At 73.7% G+C, this 14,780-nt stretch carries 16 protein-coding genes; 4 read left to right on the top strand and 12 right to left on the bottom strand.

Annotated features, from left to right (window positions below; all coding sequences use genetic code 11):
* The first annotated feature begins 489 nt into the window (after window positions 1-489).
* The 3 genes from AB0O91_RS19010 (at window position 490) to AB0O91_RS19000 (ending at window position 2,607) form a co-directional block, all read left to right on the top strand.
* Complete coding sequence (locus AB0O91_RS19010; RefSeq protein WP_363434215.1) at window positions 490-903, top strand: VOC family protein; 414 nt, start codon at window positions 490-492, stop codon at window positions 901-903.
* A 147-nt stretch (window positions 904-1,050) separates the two neighbouring features.
* The gene (locus tag AB0O91_RS19005; RefSeq protein ID WP_363434212.1) at window positions 1,051-1,689 is read left to right on the top strand and encodes a hypothetical protein; all 639 of its coding nucleotides are present in this window, start codon (window positions 1,051-1,053) and stop codon (window positions 1,687-1,689) included.
* Between the two features lie 57 nt (window positions 1,690-1,746).
* Window positions 1,747-2,607, top strand: coding sequence for a hypothetical protein (locus AB0O91_RS19000; protein WP_363434209.1), 861 nt, complete (start codon window positions 1,747-1,749; stop codon window positions 2,605-2,607).
* On the opposite strand, the gene AB0O91_RS18995 is transcribed toward AB0O91_RS19000, so the two are convergent.
* Window positions 2,520-2,882 (bottom strand): hypothetical protein, encoded by a 363-nt coding sequence (locus tag AB0O91_RS18995; protein WP_363434207.1) that lies wholly within the window; start codon window positions 2,880-2,882, stop codon window positions 2,520-2,522. The genes AB0O91_RS19000 and AB0O91_RS18995 overlap by 88 nt on opposite strands.
* Window positions 2,883-3,085: 203 nt before the next feature.
* Between AB0O91_RS18995 and AB0O91_RS18990 the strand changes: the two genes are divergently transcribed.
* Window positions 3,086-3,484 carry a hypothetical protein gene (locus tag AB0O91_RS18990; RefSeq protein WP_363434204.1) on the top strand — a complete coding sequence of 133 codons (399 nt, stop codon included), beginning with the start codon at window positions 3,086-3,088 and terminating at the stop codon, window positions 3,482-3,484.
* Between the two features lie 97 nt (window positions 3,485-3,581).
* On the opposite strand, the gene AB0O91_RS18985 is transcribed toward AB0O91_RS18990, so the two are convergent.
* The 11 genes from AB0O91_RS18985 to AB0O91_RS18935 form a co-directional block, all read right to left on the bottom strand.
* Complete coding sequence (locus AB0O91_RS18985) at window positions 3,582-4,037, bottom strand: hypothetical protein (RefSeq protein ID WP_363434201.1); 456 nt, start codon at window positions 4,035-4,037, stop codon at window positions 3,582-3,584.
* Window positions 4,038-4,046: 9 nt separating this feature from the next.
* Complete coding sequence (locus AB0O91_RS18980; protein ID WP_363434198.1) at window positions 4,047-4,664, bottom strand: hypothetical protein; 618 nt, start codon at window positions 4,662-4,664, stop codon at window positions 4,047-4,049.
* A 358-nt stretch (window positions 4,665-5,022) separates the two neighbouring features.
* On the bottom strand, window positions 5,023-5,790 hold the full coding sequence (locus AB0O91_RS18975; protein ID WP_363434195.1) for an ABC transporter permease: 768 nt from the start codon (window positions 5,788-5,790) through the stop codon (window positions 5,023-5,025).
* Entirely contained in the window at window positions 5,787-6,713 is a 927-nt protein-coding gene (locus AB0O91_RS18970; protein ID WP_363434192.1) for an ATP-binding cassette domain-containing protein, read from the bottom strand. The genes AB0O91_RS18975 and AB0O91_RS18970 overlap by 4 nt, the downstream gene beginning before the upstream one ends.
* Window positions 6,713-7,552, bottom strand: a complete 840-nt coding sequence (locus AB0O91_RS18965; RefSeq protein WP_363434190.1) for a DUF4097 family beta strand repeat-containing protein — start codon at window positions 7,550-7,552, stop codon at window positions 6,713-6,715. Before AB0O91_RS18965 ends, AB0O91_RS18970 begins: the two co-directional genes overlap by 1 nt.
* Before the next feature lie 137 nt (window positions 7,553-7,689).
* Entirely contained in the window at window positions 7,690-8,259 is a 570-nt protein-coding gene (locus AB0O91_RS18960; protein WP_363434188.1) for a toxin-antitoxin system HicB family antitoxin, read from the bottom strand.
* Between the two features lie 157 nt (window positions 8,260-8,416).
* Entirely contained in the window at window positions 8,417-9,451 is a 1,035-nt protein-coding gene (locus AB0O91_RS18955; protein ID WP_363434288.1) for an adenosine deaminase, read from the bottom strand.
* 100 nt (window positions 9,452-9,551) lie between these two features.
* Window positions 9,552-10,847: a DUF445 domain-containing protein gene (locus AB0O91_RS18950; protein WP_363434185.1), complete on the bottom strand. Its 1,296-nt coding sequence runs from the start codon at window positions 10,845-10,847 to the stop codon at window positions 9,552-9,554.
* Between the two features lie 190 nt (window positions 10,848-11,037).
* On the bottom strand, window positions 11,038-12,345 hold the full coding sequence (locus AB0O91_RS18945) for a nucleotide sugar dehydrogenase (RefSeq protein ID WP_363434285.1): 1,308 nt from the start codon (window positions 12,343-12,345) through the stop codon (window positions 11,038-11,040).
* Between the two features lie 41 nt (window positions 12,346-12,386).
* Window positions 12,387-13,622 (bottom strand): glycosyltransferase family 2 protein, encoded by a 1,236-nt coding sequence (locus AB0O91_RS18940; protein ID WP_363434182.1) that lies wholly within the window; start codon window positions 13,620-13,622, stop codon window positions 12,387-12,389.
* A gap of 189 nt (window positions 13,623-13,811) precedes the next feature.
* Entirely contained in the window at window positions 13,812-14,771 is a 960-nt protein-coding gene (locus tag AB0O91_RS18935; RefSeq protein WP_363434179.1) for an ATP-binding cassette domain-containing protein, read from the bottom strand.
* Window positions 14,772-14,780 lie beyond the last annotated feature (9 nt).

The raw sequence follows: 14,780 nt of genomic DNA, 5'->3' as shown, positions 1-14,780 counted from the left end.
AGGCGTCAGCGGTGCTACCAGAGCACGTCCTACTTTCAGTAGGAAGAGTCCGTGCGATCCGGGCCTGGCGCTCCACGTCGGAAGGGTCCGGCACCACATCAGGTGCCGGGCCCTTCCGCGTTTCGGTCGCCTCCTCCCCGATTCGGATCATGGCCGCTGACCTGCTAGTCTTTCTCTTGTCGCGAGGGAGAAGATTCCTCGTCAGGCGTCAGCGGTGCTACCAGAGCACGTCCTACTTTCAGTAGGAAGAGTCCGTGCGATCCGGGCCTGGCGCTCCACGTCGGAAGGGTCCGGCACCTCACCAGGTGCCGGGCCCTTCCGCGTTTCCACCGGAGATCCGTTCGGACCGGTGCGCCGTCCCGCAGATGACGCCGTGACGGCCCGGACCGAGGCCCGGCGGACTAGGACCAGCGCCCGATGGCACCCGGCCCACCGCTCCCTAGGCTCACTGCCACCGGACCCGTCCACCCCTCCCCAGGAGGCAGCACCATGCCCGCCGACGCCACCGCCCACCTCCGGATCGCCCGCCCCTCCCGCAACCTCGAAGCGGCGGAGGAGTTCTGGGTCTCCGGCCTCGGCCTCGACGTCCTCTACCGGCACACGGCGGACGGCACCCCCGGCGACCACTCGCTCCTCATGGTCGGCTGGCCCGCCGCCGCCTGGCACCTGGAGCTGGTCCACGATCCCGCCGCGCCCGTCGCACCGCAGCCCACCGCCGAGGACCTGCTGGTCGTCTACCTCGGCGAACCCGTCGGCGACGACCTGCCGGCGCGGCTCGAACGGCACGGCGGCAAGCGCGTTGCGGCGCACAACCCGTACTGGGACACCTGGGGCGTCACCGTCCAGGACCCGGACGGCTACCTCCTCGTGCTCTCCTCGCGCGCCTGGGCCAACGCCCACTGACCCCCGGTGACTTCCTGAGCCGTCCGGCCGGCGGACCGGCGGACCGGCGGACCCGAGGAGGCGCTTCCTCCGGGCCGGAACCACAGAGCGTCGCCCGGGCGTCCGAACTCCCGGGACGTCGTCAATCGCACCGGGGGTCGGATCGTCGTGTGGGCCGTCCTCGGCGTGCTGTTCGCACTGCTACCGCTCGTCCACTGGCTGCTGCGCGCCCGGGCGACGCCGTTCCGGCTGCCGCTCGCCGGCGCGCTGCTGCTCTGGCTGGCGCTGGTCCTCGCCGTCGCCCTCGACCTGCTGCGGCCGCGCAACGAGGCCGAGCTGTACCTGCTGTACACCCCGCTCGCCGAACTGGCCGTCCTGCTCGGCCTGTGGCTGGAGCGGCGGATCGCCGGACCGCGGGCGGAACGCCCGAGCGGCTGGTCCCGGGCGGCGGGCATCGCCTTCCACGCCCAACTGGCCCTGGTCCTGTGCCTCACCCCGCTGCTGGCGCTGCTGTTCTTCCACGAGGCGGACGTCCCCTCCGCGCAGGCCCTGCCCGAACCGCCGCCCGGCTACACCGCGCTCGGCAGCGGCCAGGACTGCGGCAACGGCAGCGGCGCCACCTGCTGGCGCACGCTCTACCTCGCCGCCCCGCCCGGCGTGCCGACGGCGGAGGCCGCCGCCCGCCTCCGGCCCCGGCAGCGGTGCGAGGCCAACGGCTGGCTGCTCGACCGCCGCGAACTCTGCACCGAGGTCAGCACCGACGACACCACCATCGTCTACCGCGTCCTCCTCGGCGGCAGCCTCTAGGGCCTGCCGGTCCCGGCCCGTCCCCTGGCTGTCGTACCCGAACGGAATAATCGGCGCATGCCCGAAACCTTCCTCGACCTGGGGTCCGTCACCGCGCCGTCCGGCGTGCTCGTCCTCGGCCTGGCCGGCTGGATCGACTACTGGCCGGAGCTGGGACGGCCCCTCGCCGAGCGGGCCCGCGCCGCGGCCGCCGCAGGTGGCGCCCACCTCCGGGACGGGGAGTGCGAGGCGGTCGCCGTCCCGGCCGCCGCCGACCGGCCGCTGCAGGTGCGGGCGACGGTCTCCCCCTCCCCCTTCGACGAGGAACCGACCGTCGCCACCTTGGAGATCGAGCTCGGCCTCCCCTGGCCGGGCGGCCCGGACCGGTCGACGCCGGTCCCCCTCGGCGACCTGCCGGTGGACCGCTGCGGCATGGTCATCGGCGACGCCACGGGGTTGGCGGCCTGGACCGGTCCGGACGACGAGTCCACCGACGGGCTCGCCGACGTGACGTACTGGGGCCGCTACGAGGAGGACGCCCACGCCCGGTTCGGCGGTGAGCGGATCGCCCAGTACGGCGCCGCCGGACCGTACGGCTGGCTCGACCTCCCGGTCGCCGAAGCGACCGCCCGCGCGAGCGACCTCACCGACTGGCAGCGCCGCCACCACGGCAAGGGCCTCGCCGTCTCGGTCGACCGGCACACCGACCACTACCGCTTCCAGCGCGCCGGTTGGCACCACCCGCTGCTCGTCGGCGCGATCGAGGTCGGCGGCTGCCGGGTGCTCGGCCTCGACTGGGACCAGGGCGACCACGCGGTGCGGCACCACGGCGGGCGGGACTGGGGCCGGACCTACCCGGTCGTCCTCGCCGCCACCGGCGACGGCGGAACGGTGCTGCGCTGGACGATCCCGCCGTACGACGAGGACGAGGACGAGTAACGGGCCCTGCCGCGTCCGTCTCGGGCCCGACGGCGCCGGAGCCCGTCGAGCCACTCCCGCACCTGCTCGTCGTCGTACAGGTACGGCTCCCCGGGGCCGTGGACCGAGTCGATCCCGCAGAGCAGGTACAGGGCGTCCAGGGAGGGTTCGTCCCACGCCAGGTCGTCGTCGTGGTACCAGCGCGACGCCCACCGGTCGGCCTCGTCCCGGCCCGCCGGCACATCGGCGTACCACCGCTCGATCTCGTCCAGGTCGGGCTGCTGATCCGGGTTCATGACGTCAGTATTTCGTGGCCAGTATGACCATACGAATTCCCTGATTCCAGAGAACGGCCTGATCCCACCGCTTCCCGACCAACCGCGCGGAAGCGGGTTTTCCGCTCTCGACACCCGGGGTAGTGCGGAGACGTTCGCACTCCGACGATCACCACTTCGCGCCCGGAGGCGAATCCCCGACCCGTTTACGGAAGGCATTTCCCATGAACAGGATCGTCCGCAACGCCCTCGCCACCGTCCTCACCGCCGGTGCCCTCACGGCCGCCGTCGCCCCCGCCGCCATGGCCGCCGAGCGGGCGCCGTCGGTGGCCGGGGTGCAGGCGCAGGTCCGCAATCCCAAGACGGTCAAGGCCGCCGACTACAACCAGGCCCGCAGCACCCTCGCCAACGCGGGCAGCAAGACCGCCGCCAAGTCCCACCCGGTCCACGGCACCAACGACGTGCCGGTCTCCTACGGCACCAGCCTGCTCGCCGCCGCCCGCGACGAGTTCCGCGCCGCCGACAAGAACCTCCCGCCGAAGGACAAGAAGTCGGACATGTCGATCGCGCACTACAACGCCATCCACAGCGCCGCCAAGACCATGGGCATCGACACCTGGTGACCCACCCGGCCAGACGCTTCCGGCCCGACGCCCCCGGCCCGGCACAGATCCGGCCCGACGCTTCCGGCCCGACCCGCACGGCCCCGCCCCCGCGCGCTCAGGCTTCCTGGGCGCGCGCGGGCGCAGCGGGCCGCGGGGCGGCCCGCCGGAACGCCCTCCGAAGCGGCAGCACCGTCCCGAACACGAACAGCCCGAAGAGCGTCATCGGCAGCAGCCCGACCGGCTGGAGGTAGTCGAGCGGACGGCGGATCAGGCTGTCCCAGCAGATCCACCAGTTCGCGACCAGGTCGGCGACCATCACGGCCGCGCCCAGCAGCGGCCCCGCCGGGTGGCCTCGGACCACCAGCAGGGCGGCCAGCGGGTCCAGCACGAGCAGGGCGTGGAACAGCAGTTGACAGGGAAGCGGCATGCCCTGGTAGGCGTGGAGTCCGCCGGTGAGCACGTCGTAGAGGTGCGCCCCGGTCCCCTCGACGAACCCGATCACGTACACCGCCGCCACCCAGCGCGCCCAGCGCGGCCCGGCTCCCCGTCCCCCACGGATCCATGTCTGCACCGGGACAGCCTAGGAAGAAGGCTCCGCGGTGGCACCCCCCTGTTTGGGCAGGACCCGGGGCCCGCTCAGGCTGCCGTCGGAGCGGACGTCGAAGACGGTGAGCTTCTCCCGGCCGGTCACGGTGATCTGGTCCGGGCCGGACCAGTCGATGCGGACGAAGTCGCCGCTCTGGGTGTCCCAGGTGCCCATGCTCCAGTGCCGGGCGGACCAGCCGTCGCCGGCCTCCAACTCCACCTGGTAGATCGGGTCGATCGAGAAGGCGACGTTGGTGACGGTGAGCACCCGGTCCGGACGGCTCGGGCTGACGAAACGATCCTCCCGACCACCGTGGCCGCTGAACAGGAAGGACAGGGCCAGGACCGGGACCGCCGCGACGACCAGCGGCGCCAGCACGGCCGCACAGCCGATCTGGGAGAACCGGGTGCGGAACTCCAGTCCGACCACCAGCGACACCACGAGCAGCACCACCGCCGCCCCGATCAGCAGCACCGGCCGGTTCAGCCAGTGCTCGACCACCACCAGGCCGCCCGACCGCGAGGCGTGCCAGCCCGGCAGGTAGGCCAGCAGCGGGAGCAGCGCGGCCCCTCGGAGGCCCCACGCGATCCGTCTGCGACGCGTCGCCGTCATCCGTCCCCCCGGGCGGTCTTTTGCCGATCTTTGCGCGGACTTTACTACAGGGGGGCGACCAGGGCCCGACGGCTGTTGCCGGACCGCTCGCGCGGGGCTGGAGCTACGGAAACGCCGTCCCAGGGGCGGGTTCCGGGGACGGCCGGTGCCCGCTCCAGCGCCGCGGACCGGACGGCGGCGGACCCGCGACGGATCCGCAACGGACCCCCGGCGGACCCTGGCCCGGCCCCCGCCCGGCCCCCCGGCGGACCCTGGCCCGGCCCCCGGCTGCCGGACCGCGGCCGAACACGCCGGTACGGCCCGGGTGGTGGGTCTCCCCACTCCCCGGGCCGTCCGGCGGCTACCGGCCGTACCCCCGTCACCGCCGGTAGAAGACGCTCCGCGACCAGAAGTAGCCGACCAGGGTCAGCCCGGTGCACCAGGCGAGGGCGATCCAGCCGCTGTTGCCGATCCCGGTGCCCATCAGCAGGCCGCGCAGGGTCTCGATGATCGGGGTGAAGGGCTGGTACTCGGCGAACCAGCGCAGCACGGTCGGCATCGAGTCCGGCGGGACGATCGCGCTGCCGATGAAGGGCAGGAAGGTCAGCGGGAGCGGGGTGTTGCTGGCGCTCTCCGGGGTCTTCGAGACCAGCCCGATCCCGGCCGAGACCCAGGTCAGCGTCAGCGTCACGAACAGCAGCAGTCCGGCGGCGGCCAGCCACTCCAGCGGGCCCGCGCTCGACCGGAACCCCATGGCGAAGGCGGCGCCGATCACGAACACCAGCGCGACCACGGTCTGTATGACGCTGCCGACCACATGGCCGGTGAGGAAGGCCGAGCGCGAGATCGCCATCGTCCGGAACCGGTTGACGATCCCCTCGGTCATGTCGACGCAGACGCCCACGGCCGTGGCCACCGAACCGGCCGTCGCCGTCATCAGCACGATGCCGGGCGTGACGTAGTCGATGTAGCTGCCGCCCCCGATGCCCGCTCCCAACGCGCCGCCGAAGGCGTAGTTGAAGAGCAGCAGCATCATCACCGGCATCACCACGACCGAGAAGGTCATCGCCGGATACCGCTGGGCGCGCTTGAGGTTGCGCCGCAGCATGGTCAGCGAGTCGCCGACCACATAGGTCGTCGCGCTCATCGCGCACCCTCCCCGGTGAGTTGAAGGAAGACGTCGTCCAGGTCGGCCGTCTCCACGACCAGTGACTCGGCCCGCACGGAGGCGTTGTCGAGCGTGTCCAGCACGGCCTTCACCGTGAGCACGGAGTTGTCCCCCGGGATGTCCAGCCGCAGGGCCTCGGTGTCGGCGGAGGCGTACTCGAACAGCCGTGCCGCGCGGTCCAGTTGGCCGGCGTCCGCGAACTGGAGCCGGATCCGCCCGCCGGGGACGATCCGCTTGAGCTCCTCGGCCGTGCCCTCGGCGACGATCCGGCCGCCGTCCAGGACGGCTATCCGGTCGGCGAGTTGGTCGGCCTCGTCCAGGTACTGGGTGGTGAGGAAGATCGTCACCCCGTGGTCGGCGACCAGCCCCCGGATGATCTCCCACATGGTGCGCCGGCTGCGCGGATCCAACCCGGTGGTGGGCTCGTCCAGGAAGATCACCTTCGGGTCGCCGACCAGCGTCATCGCCAGGTCGAGCTTGCGCCGCATCCCGCCGGAGAAGGTGGCGACGGGCTTGCGCGCGGCCTCGGTGAGTTCGAAGCGCTGCAGCAGGTGCTCGGCCCGCCTCCGCCCCTCCCGACGGCGGAGGTGGTTGAGGTCCGCCATCAGCATCAGGTTCTCCTCGGCGGTGAGCAGGTTGTCCACCGCCGAGAACTGGCCGGTCACCCCGATCGCCTTCCGCACCCCGTCGGCCTCGCGGACCACGTCGTGGCCGGCCACCCGGGCCGTGCCGCCGTCCGCCGGGATCAGGGTGGAGAGGATCTCCACCGTCGTGGTCTTGCCCGCGCCGTTCGGCCCCAGCAGGGCGAACACGCTGCCGGCCGGGATGGTCAGGTCGATGCCCCGGAGCACCTCCTTGTCCCCGTAGGACTTGGTCAGCCCGACCGCCGAGATCGCCGCCATCAGGCCCTCCGGACGGTGACGCTGCCGACCTGGGTGGTGCCGCGGATCTCGGCCGTCTCCCGGGCCTCGCCCGGGCCCTCCGCCGCGCCCAGCTCGTTGCGGACGGCGCCGAACTTGCTGTGCACGTCCAGCCAGGCCGCCGTGCCCTCGGCGATGCCGATCTCCAGGTCCCCGACGCCGGCCTGCAGCGAGACCTTGCCGCGGACCACCCGGCCGAGCCGGATGTGGCCGTTCGCCGTCTTGACGTCCACGCCCGCCTCGGCGCGGCCGACGTGGATCCGGCCGTTGGAGGCGTTGGCGGTCAACTCGCCGTGCACCTCGTCGATCTCGATGTCGCCGTTGCTGTTCTTGACCGTCAGCCGCCCGCCGACGGCGCCGACCTCGATCCGGCCCGCGCCGGTCACCTCGGCGTCCCCGGCGATCGCGCCGAGCCGGATGTCCCCGTGGTCGGTCTTGAGCCGCGCGCTGTCGGCCCGGTCGAGCTGGATCCGGCCCATCGAGGTCTTGAGCCGGACGTCGCCGAGCGCGCCCTCGGTCACCACGTCCGCCATCGGGGAGTCGAGGTGCAGCTCGGAGCCGACGGGCAGCTCGACGAGGATCTCGATCGAGCCCTTCTTGCTGGAGAAGACGGTGCGCTGCTTGGGACCCTTGACGGTGAGCCGGCCGCCGGAGAAGTCGACCTGGGTCAGTTGGGCGGCCTTGATGTCCGCCTCCCGGCCCGCACTGGCGGGGCGGACCTCGATCACGGTGTCGGCGCGCTTGCTCGCGCGGATCCACACCGAACCGATTTCGAAGTCGAGGGAGGCGGAGATCGGTCCGTCGGTCTCGTACGTAGGCATGGCTGTGCCGTCCTCTTCACTCTCGTGGGTGTTCCCGCTGGTCGGAGCGGGGGTGACGTCGAAGCTGCGGTGGGTTCGGGTGGTGCAGGCGGTACGGGTGGTGCGGGTGCTGCGGCGGTACAGGCGGCGCGGAGGCGTCAGTGGACCCAGCCGGTGAAGCCCTGGCCGCCGACACTGCGCGGGGCGCGGGAGCCGGGGTCGGCGGCCGGGCGGGCCGGCGGCCGGCCGCCCTCCAGTGCTCCGGCGACGGCCCGGGCCAGCCAGGCGTTGAGGGAGAGGCCCTCCTGCCCGGCGGCCTCCTCCGCCCGGGCCTTGAGGTGCGCGGGCAGGCGCAGGTTGATCCGGGCGGTGCCCGTCTCGTCCGACTCCGGCACCACCGGTGGCACCACTGGCACCACGGCGGGGGCGACCGGCGCCACCGGTGGCACCACGGGCGGCACGTCGCCGTGGAAGCCGGCGGCGCCCGGCGGCGCCGTCACCACGAACTCGGGATCGAGCCCGCGCAACCGCACGTCCACCGAGCCCGGGGCGAGGTCCCGGGTGACCTCGCCCATGGCGGCGGACAAGGCGTTGAGCAGCGTGAGCCGTACGGCCGACTCCAGCGGGAGCGTCAGTCGGTCGGCCAGCGCACGGGCTTCTTCCCCGCCGGTGGCGGCGGCCACCGCGAGCTCGTTCCGGAGGTTGTCGACGTACGGCGTGAGGTCCATGGCTCAACTATGGCACGCGGATGGCGCCATGTCGAGCCATTTGTGGTGCCACTATGGCGCCACCCGTTCGGAGGGTCCGGCGCAGACGACGGAACCGCCCCGCCGGCCGAGGCCGACGGGGCGGTTCACCAGGGGGAACAGCGGGAGCGGAAGGGCGTCAGCGCTGCTGCCAGCCCGCCAGGTAGGAGTCGATCTCGCCGAACAGCCGGGTCTTGCCCGCCTGCTCCAGGAACGACGCCTCGACGGCGTTGCGCGCCAGCGCCGCCACCCCGGCCTCGTCCAGCCCCAGCAGCCGCGCCGCCACCGCGTACTCGGTGTTGAGGTCGGTGCCGAACATCGGCGGGTCGTCGCTGTTGACCGTGACCACCAGCCCGGCGTCCACCATCCGCTTGATCGGGTGGTCCTCGATCCGCTCCACCGCCCGGGTGGCGATGTTGGAGGTCGGGCAGACCTCCAGCGGGATCCGGTGCTCGCCCAGGTGGTCGAGCAGCGCCGGGTCCTTGACCGCCTGGGTGCCGTGCCCGATCCGCTCGGCGCCGAGGTCGCGGATCGCGTCCCAGACCGTCTGCGGCCCGGTGGTCTCGCCCGCGTGCGGGACGGAGCGCAGGCCGGCCGCCCGGGCCCGGTCGAAGTACGGCTTGAACTGCGGCCGCGGCACCCCGATCTCCGGGCCGCCCAGGCCGAAGCTGACCAGGCCCTCGGGGGCGAGCTCGGTGGCCAGCCGGGCGGTGACCTCGGCCGCCTCCAGGCCGGCCTCGCCCGGGATGTCGAAGCACCAGCGCAGCACCACGCCGAGGTCCTTCTCGGCGCGCAGCCGGGCGTCCTCGATCGCCTCCATGAAGGCCACGTCGGGGATGCCGCGCTTGACCGAGGAGTACGGGGTGAGGGTCAGCTCGGCGTAGCGGATGTTCTGCCGGGCCATGTCCTCGGCCACGCCGTAGGTGAGCGCGCGGACGTCCTCGGCGTCGCGGACCAGGTCCACCACGCTCAGGTAGACGTCGATGAAGTGGGCGAAGTCGGTGAAGGTGAAGTACTCGGCGAGCGCCGCCGGGTCGGTCGGCACCCTGGACTCCCCGGCGTACCGGGCGGCCAGCTCGGCGACGATCCGCGGCGAGGCCGACCCGACGTGGTGGACGTGCAGTTCCGCCTTGGGCATCCCGGCGATGAACGCCTCGATGCTCCGGTCACTCAGGTTTCCGATCCGACTTCCGTCCGGCTGGACCACGGTCGTTCCCTTCTCTGCTTCTACGCGCGTTCCGAGTTGTGCTGGCAAGGATAGGCCCGCCCCCGGATCACCCGCCGAGGGCCACCGCCACGCTGTGGATCAGCAGCCCGGCCAGGGCACCGACCACGGTGCCGTTGATCCGGATGAACTGCAGGTCGCGCCCCACGTTGGCCTCGATCTTGCGCGAGGCGTCGTCGGCGTCCCAGCCCGCCACCGTCTCGGAGATCAGCGAGGTGATCTCGGCCCGGTAGGTGTCGACCAGGTACTGGGCGGCGTCCTGCAGCCAGCCGTCCACCTTCGCCTGGAGCTTGGCGTCGGTGGCCAGGCGCCCGCCGAAGCTGTGCACGCCCTCGCGGATGCGCCGGCGCAGTTCGCTGTCCTCGTCCTCGGCCGCGCCCATCACCAGGGTGCGCACGGCCGCCCAGGTGGAGTTGATCAGGTCCTGCACCTCGGGACGGGCCAGCAGTTCGCCCTTGGCCCGCTCGACCCGGGCGATGGTCTCCGGGTCGGTCTGCAGCTCGGTGGCGAAGTCGGCGAGGAAGTTGTCGACGGCGCCGCGGGCCGGGTGCTCGGGGTCGTCCCGGATGTCGGTGACGAAGCGCAGCAACTCCTTGTAGACCCGTTCGCCGACCTGGTGGTCGAGGAACTTCGGGGTCCAGCCCGGGGTCTTCTGGGTGACCTTGCGGACCACGTCCTCGTGGTTGGCGGTCAGCCAGTCGTGCGCCCGGACGGCGACCAGGTCCACCACGCCGTGGTGCCCGCCGTCCGCGACCACCTTCCCGAGCATCCGGCCCATCGGCTCGGCCACCGAGGTCGCGGCGGCGCGCCGGGTCACCGCCTCGGCGACCACCGCCCGCACGTCGTCGTCGCGCAGCACCGCGAGCACCCCGCGCAGCGCGGCCGAGGCCTCCTTGGTGACCCGCTCGGCGCTGCCCGGCGCGGCCAGCCACTCCCCCAGCCGGCGGCCGACGCCGAGCGCGGCCAGCCGGCCGCGCACCACGTGGCCGGCCAGGAAGTTGTCGCCGACGAAATCGCCGAGCGAACGCCCGAAGGCGTCCTTCTTGGTCGGGATGATCGCGGTGTGCGGGATCGGCAGGCCGAACGGGCGGCGGAACAGGGCCGTCACCGCGAACCAGTCGGCCAGCGCGCCGACCATGCCCGCCTCGGCGGCGGCCGCCACGTACCCGGCCCAGGCACCGGCGCCGGCCGCCTCGGCCCAGGTGGCCAGGGCGAAGACCAGGGTCGCGAAGGCCAGCAGGCCGGTCGCGATGGTCTTCATCCGGCGGACGCCGCGTCTCTTCTCCTCATCGGCCGCGGTGAACCGGACCCCGGGGCCGGTTCCGCTGAAGGCTTCGTCACTCACCCCGCCAGTCTGCCCGGTGACCGGCGCGGACGGGGGCGTGCGCCGCGATCACACCCCTCGGGCTGTCCACACGCGCCGCCCACGGCCGCGCTCCCGCCCTGCCTCCCGGGCCCGCACCCCACCGCCGCACGCCCGCGCTAGCGCCCGGCCGCCCGCCCCCGACCGGCCGGTCACGCCCCGCCCGGCCGCCTCACGCCCCGCCCAGCACGATCCTCCGCACCCCCGCCCCCGCCCACCGCGACGGATCCGTACAGCGCCGGCCGTCCAACAGCACCCGCACCCCCGGCAGGTCCGCCGGCCCCAGCTCCCGGTACTCCGGGTGGTCCGCCTGCAGCACCGCCGCCACCACCGGCTCCCCGCCGTACGGCGGCAGCCCGAGCGCCGTCAGCTCCTCCGCCCGGTACAGCGGATCCGCCACGTACGGCCGGGCCCCGGCCGCCTCCAGCGCCGCGACCAGCGGGAACACCCCCGAGTACGCCGTCTCCTTGACCCCGCCCCGGTACCCGGCCCCCAGCACCAGCACCCCCTGACCGGCGATCCCGCCCGGCAGCACCCCGGCGAGCGCCCCCGCCAGCACCCCGACCGCGTACCCGGGCACCTCCAGGTTGGCCTCCCGGGCCGCCCGGACCACCGTCGCCGCCGGGTCGTTCCACAGGTACAGCCGCGGGTACACCGGGATGCAGTGCCCGCCGACGGCGATGCCCGGCCGGTGCAGGTGGCTGTACGGCTGGGAGTTGCAGGCGTCGGCGACCTCGGCGAAGTCCACCCCGACCCGGTCCGCGTACCGGGCGAACTGGTTGGCCAGCGCGATGTTGACGTCCCGGTACGTGGTCTCGGCGAGCTTGGCGAACTCGGCCGCCTCCAGCGGGGCCAGCTCCCACACCCCGTTGGGCCGGGGCAGGTCGGGGCGCGGGTCGAAGTCCAGCACCGCCCGGTAGAACTCGACGCCGCGCCGCAGCGAGGCGGCGTCCAGCCCGCCGACCAGCTTGGGGTAGCGCCGCAGGTCGGCGAAGACCCGACCGGTGCGCACCCGCTCGGGGCTGAAGACCAGCGCGAAGTCCGTCCCGGCCGCCAGTCCGGAGCCGGCCGCCAGCCGGGGCGCCCAGCGCTCCCGGGTGGTGCCGACCGGCAGGGTGGTCTCGTAGCTGACCAGCGCGCCCCGGCGCAGCCCGGCCGCGACGGCGTCGGTGGCCGCGTCGAGCAGCGCGAAGTCCGGGGTGCCGTCGGCGGCGGTGACCAGCGGGACGACCAGCACGACGGCCCGCGAGGCGGCCACCGCCGCCGTGGTGCCGGTGGTGGCGCGCAGCCGGCCCTCGGTGACCACCCGTTTGAGCGCCTCGTCCAGCCCCTCCTCCCGGGGGAACGGCGGCACGCCCCGGTTGACGCTCTCCACCACCCGGGGCGCGATGTCCGCCCCGATCACCCGGTGCCCCTTCAGGGCGAACTGCACAGCCAGCGGCAGGCCCAGCTTGCCGAGCCCGACCACGCACACGTCCAGCCCGCCGTCCAGCCCGCCGTCCGGCCCGCCGTCGGGCCCGCTCATCCCCGTCCCCCGTTCACCGAGTTGGCCAGCCGGCGCCACCCCGGGTGGCGCCGCAGCCCGCGCCGCAGCTGCTCCGGGACGAGGCCGCGCCACAGCTGCTGGGCCAGGTTGAGCGGCGGGGCGGCCTCGACCCGCGGCTCCTCCGGCAGCAGGAACAGCTCGTCCGGCAGGCCGAGCCGGCCGTCCCGGAAGGCCGGGTAGCCCGCGTAGCGCCGCAGCCCCTCGGCCACCACCGGTGGGTCGCCGTGCGCCGCCTCGTAGCGGATCTGGTCCCGCAGCGCCTCCGGCCGCACCGCGGCGGCGAGTTCGAGGCGCACCCGGGCGGCGACCGGCAGCCGGTGGTGGACGGTGCGGACGCCGAAGCGCTCGACCATCCGGGCCACCTCGGCGCACACCCGCCGCTGCGTCCCGTCGTCCAGCAGCAGGAAGCCGCCCTGGAGCAGCCGGGGTACGTCCCAGGTGAAGCTACGGGCCCGGATCGCATCCAACTCCGCACCGGGCTCGGCCAGTTCGGCGGCCACCTGCTGGAGCGCGGCGATCCCGCGCAGCCGGTCCAGCACCGAGGCCCGCTCGGTGACGTTGCCCCGGTCCTCGCGCAGCACCAGGAAGTAGCAGTCGTACCCGGCCAGGACGGACACCCGCCCCGCCCGCAGACACGCCTCCAGGGTGAACGGCTGGTCCGAGAAGACCTTCAACTCCTCGTTGCGGCGAAGCCCGTGGCGCCGGAGGAGGTCGAGCCGGAACAGCTTGGTGTCGGCCAGCGCCCAGGCCAGCGCCGAGTCGGTGAAGCCGACCGACTCGGCGTCGGCGTGGAAGATGCCCTGCGGCACCAGCCGCCCGTTCACCCCGACCTGCTTGGGCACCACCACGTCCGAGCCCCAGGCGTCGGCGGCTGTGACCAGCCGCTCCAGCGCCTCGGCGCCGAGCCAGTCGTCGGCGCCGAGGAAGAGCACGTAGCGGCCGCGGGCGAGGTCCAGGCCGCGGTTGGTGGGGGCCGCCGGTCCGCCCGAGTTGGCCTGGTGGACCACCCGGAACAGCCCGGGGTGCCGGTCGGCGTACTCGTCCAGCAGCGTCTCGCCGCCGTCCGTGGAGCCGTCGTCGACGACCACCACCTCCAGCCGCCCCGGCGCCAGCGACTGGCCGACCAACGAGTCCAGGCAGGCGGTGAGGTACGGCATGGTGTTGTAGACCGCGACCACCACGGTCACATCGGGTACGTCGGGTGCGGTCATCGGGCGGCGGGCCTCCGGGGGTGCGGTTCGCCGGTGCACGGACCGGCGGGCGACGCACGGTCAACTCGGCCGCCCGCCGCGGAGTCACGTGCCCTCCCCGAACGGGCGACCGATCCGACCGCCGCCTTGACCCCGGCCGAACCCGCCCGGCCGAACCGCTCCGAACCGCTCCGGCCCGCTCCGGCCCGCCTAGCCGATCGCGACCTTCGCGTACATCCGCGCGATCACGTCCTCGATGGCCGGCTCCCGCACCGAGAGGTCCACCAGCGGGTACCGCGCCGCGACCGCCGCCACGATCGGCGCCGCGCTCTCCTGCGCCGGGAAGGCCAGCCACTGGCGCGGCCCCTCGACCTTCACCACCCGCGCCCCGGCCACCTCGATCGGCGGCCGGGCCTCGGCCAGGTCGACCACCAGCGTCCGCTCGCTGCGCCCGGCGCTGTGCAGCCCGTCCAGCCCGCCGTCGTGGACGACCCGGCCGTGGTCGATCACCATCACCCGGTCGCAGAGCTGCTCGATGTCGGTGAGGTCGTGGGTGGTGAGCAGCACGGTGGTGCCGCCGTCCCGGTTGACCTCGCGCAGGAACTCCCGCACCCGGCCCTTGCTGACCACGTCCAGTCCGATGGTCGGCTCGTCCAGGTAGAGCACCTGGGGGTCGTGCAGCAGGGCGGCGGCGAGGTCGCCCCGCATCCGCTGGCCGAGCGAGAGCTGCCGGACGGGGGTGTCCAACAGGCCGCCGAGGTCGAGCAGTTCGATGCAGCGGTCGAGGTTCTCGCGGTACCGGTGGTCGGCGATCCGGTAGATCCGGCGGGCCAGTTCGAAGGAGTCCCGCAGCGGGAGGTCCCACCACAGGGTGGTGCGCTGGCCGAAGACGACGCCGATCCGGCGGGCCAGCGCGACCCGTTCGCGGGCCGGGTCCACCCCGGCCACCCGCAGCCGGCCGGAGCTGGGGACGAGGATGCCGGTGAGCATCTTGATGGTGGTCGACTTGCCGGCCCCGTTGGGCCCGATGTAGCCGACGCACTCACCGGCCTCGACGGTGAAGCTGAGCCCGTCGACCGCGCGCACCTCGCGCTTGGCCCGGCTGAACCGGCCGGTGCGGGCCCGCACGGTGAAGCTGCGGCGGACGTCCTGGAGTTCGATCAGTGCCACGGTGGTTCC

Origin of the sequence: Kitasatospora sp. NPDC089797 (assembly GCF_040684795.1) — a bacterium.
GTDB lineage: Bacteria > Actinomycetota > Actinomycetes > Streptomycetales > Streptomycetaceae > Kitasatospora.
Note: the sequence above shows the minus strand (reverse complement) of the source record. Positions and strands in the feature narration are given on the sequence as shown.

Bases quoted from the DNA above. Each gene is read 5' to 3' on its own strand.
- AB0O91_RS18940 (WP_363434182.1), bottom strand. From the start codon at position 13,622: ATGACCGCACCCGACGTACCCGATGTGACCGTGGTGGTCGCGGTCTAC.
- AB0O91_RS18965 (WP_363434190.1), bottom strand. From the start codon at position 7,552: ATGCCTACGTACGAGACCGACGGACCGATCTCCGCCTCCCTCGACTTC.
- AB0O91_RS18960 (WP_363434188.1), bottom strand. From the start codon at position 8,259: ATGGACCTCACGCCGTACGTCGACAACCTCCGGAACGAGCTCGCGGTG.
- AB0O91_RS18975 (WP_363434195.1), bottom strand. From the start codon at position 5,790: ATGAGCGCGACGACCTATGTGGTCGGCGACTCGCTGACCATGCTGCGG.
- AB0O91_RS18995 (WP_363434207.1), bottom strand. From the start codon at position 2,882: ATGAACCCGGATCAGCAGCCCGACCTGGACGAGATCGAGCGGTGGTAC.
- AB0O91_RS19010 (WP_363434215.1), top strand. From the start codon at position 490: ATGCCCGCCGACGCCACCGCCCACCTCCGGATCGCCCGCCCCTCCCGC.
- AB0O91_RS18970 (WP_363434192.1), bottom strand. From the start codon at position 6,713: ATGGCGGCGATCTCGGCGGTCGGGCTGACCAAGTCCTACGGGGACAAG.
- AB0O91_RS18990 (WP_363434204.1), top strand. From the start codon at position 3,086: ATGAACAGGATCGTCCGCAACGCCCTCGCCACCGTCCTCACCGCCGGT.
- AB0O91_RS18980 (WP_363434198.1), bottom strand. From the start codon at position 4,664: ATGACGGCGACGCGTCGCAGACGGATCGCGTGGGGCCTCCGAGGGGCC.
- AB0O91_RS19000 (WP_363434209.1), top strand. From the start codon at position 1,747: ATGCCCGAAACCTTCCTCGACCTGGGGTCCGTCACCGCGCCGTCCGGC.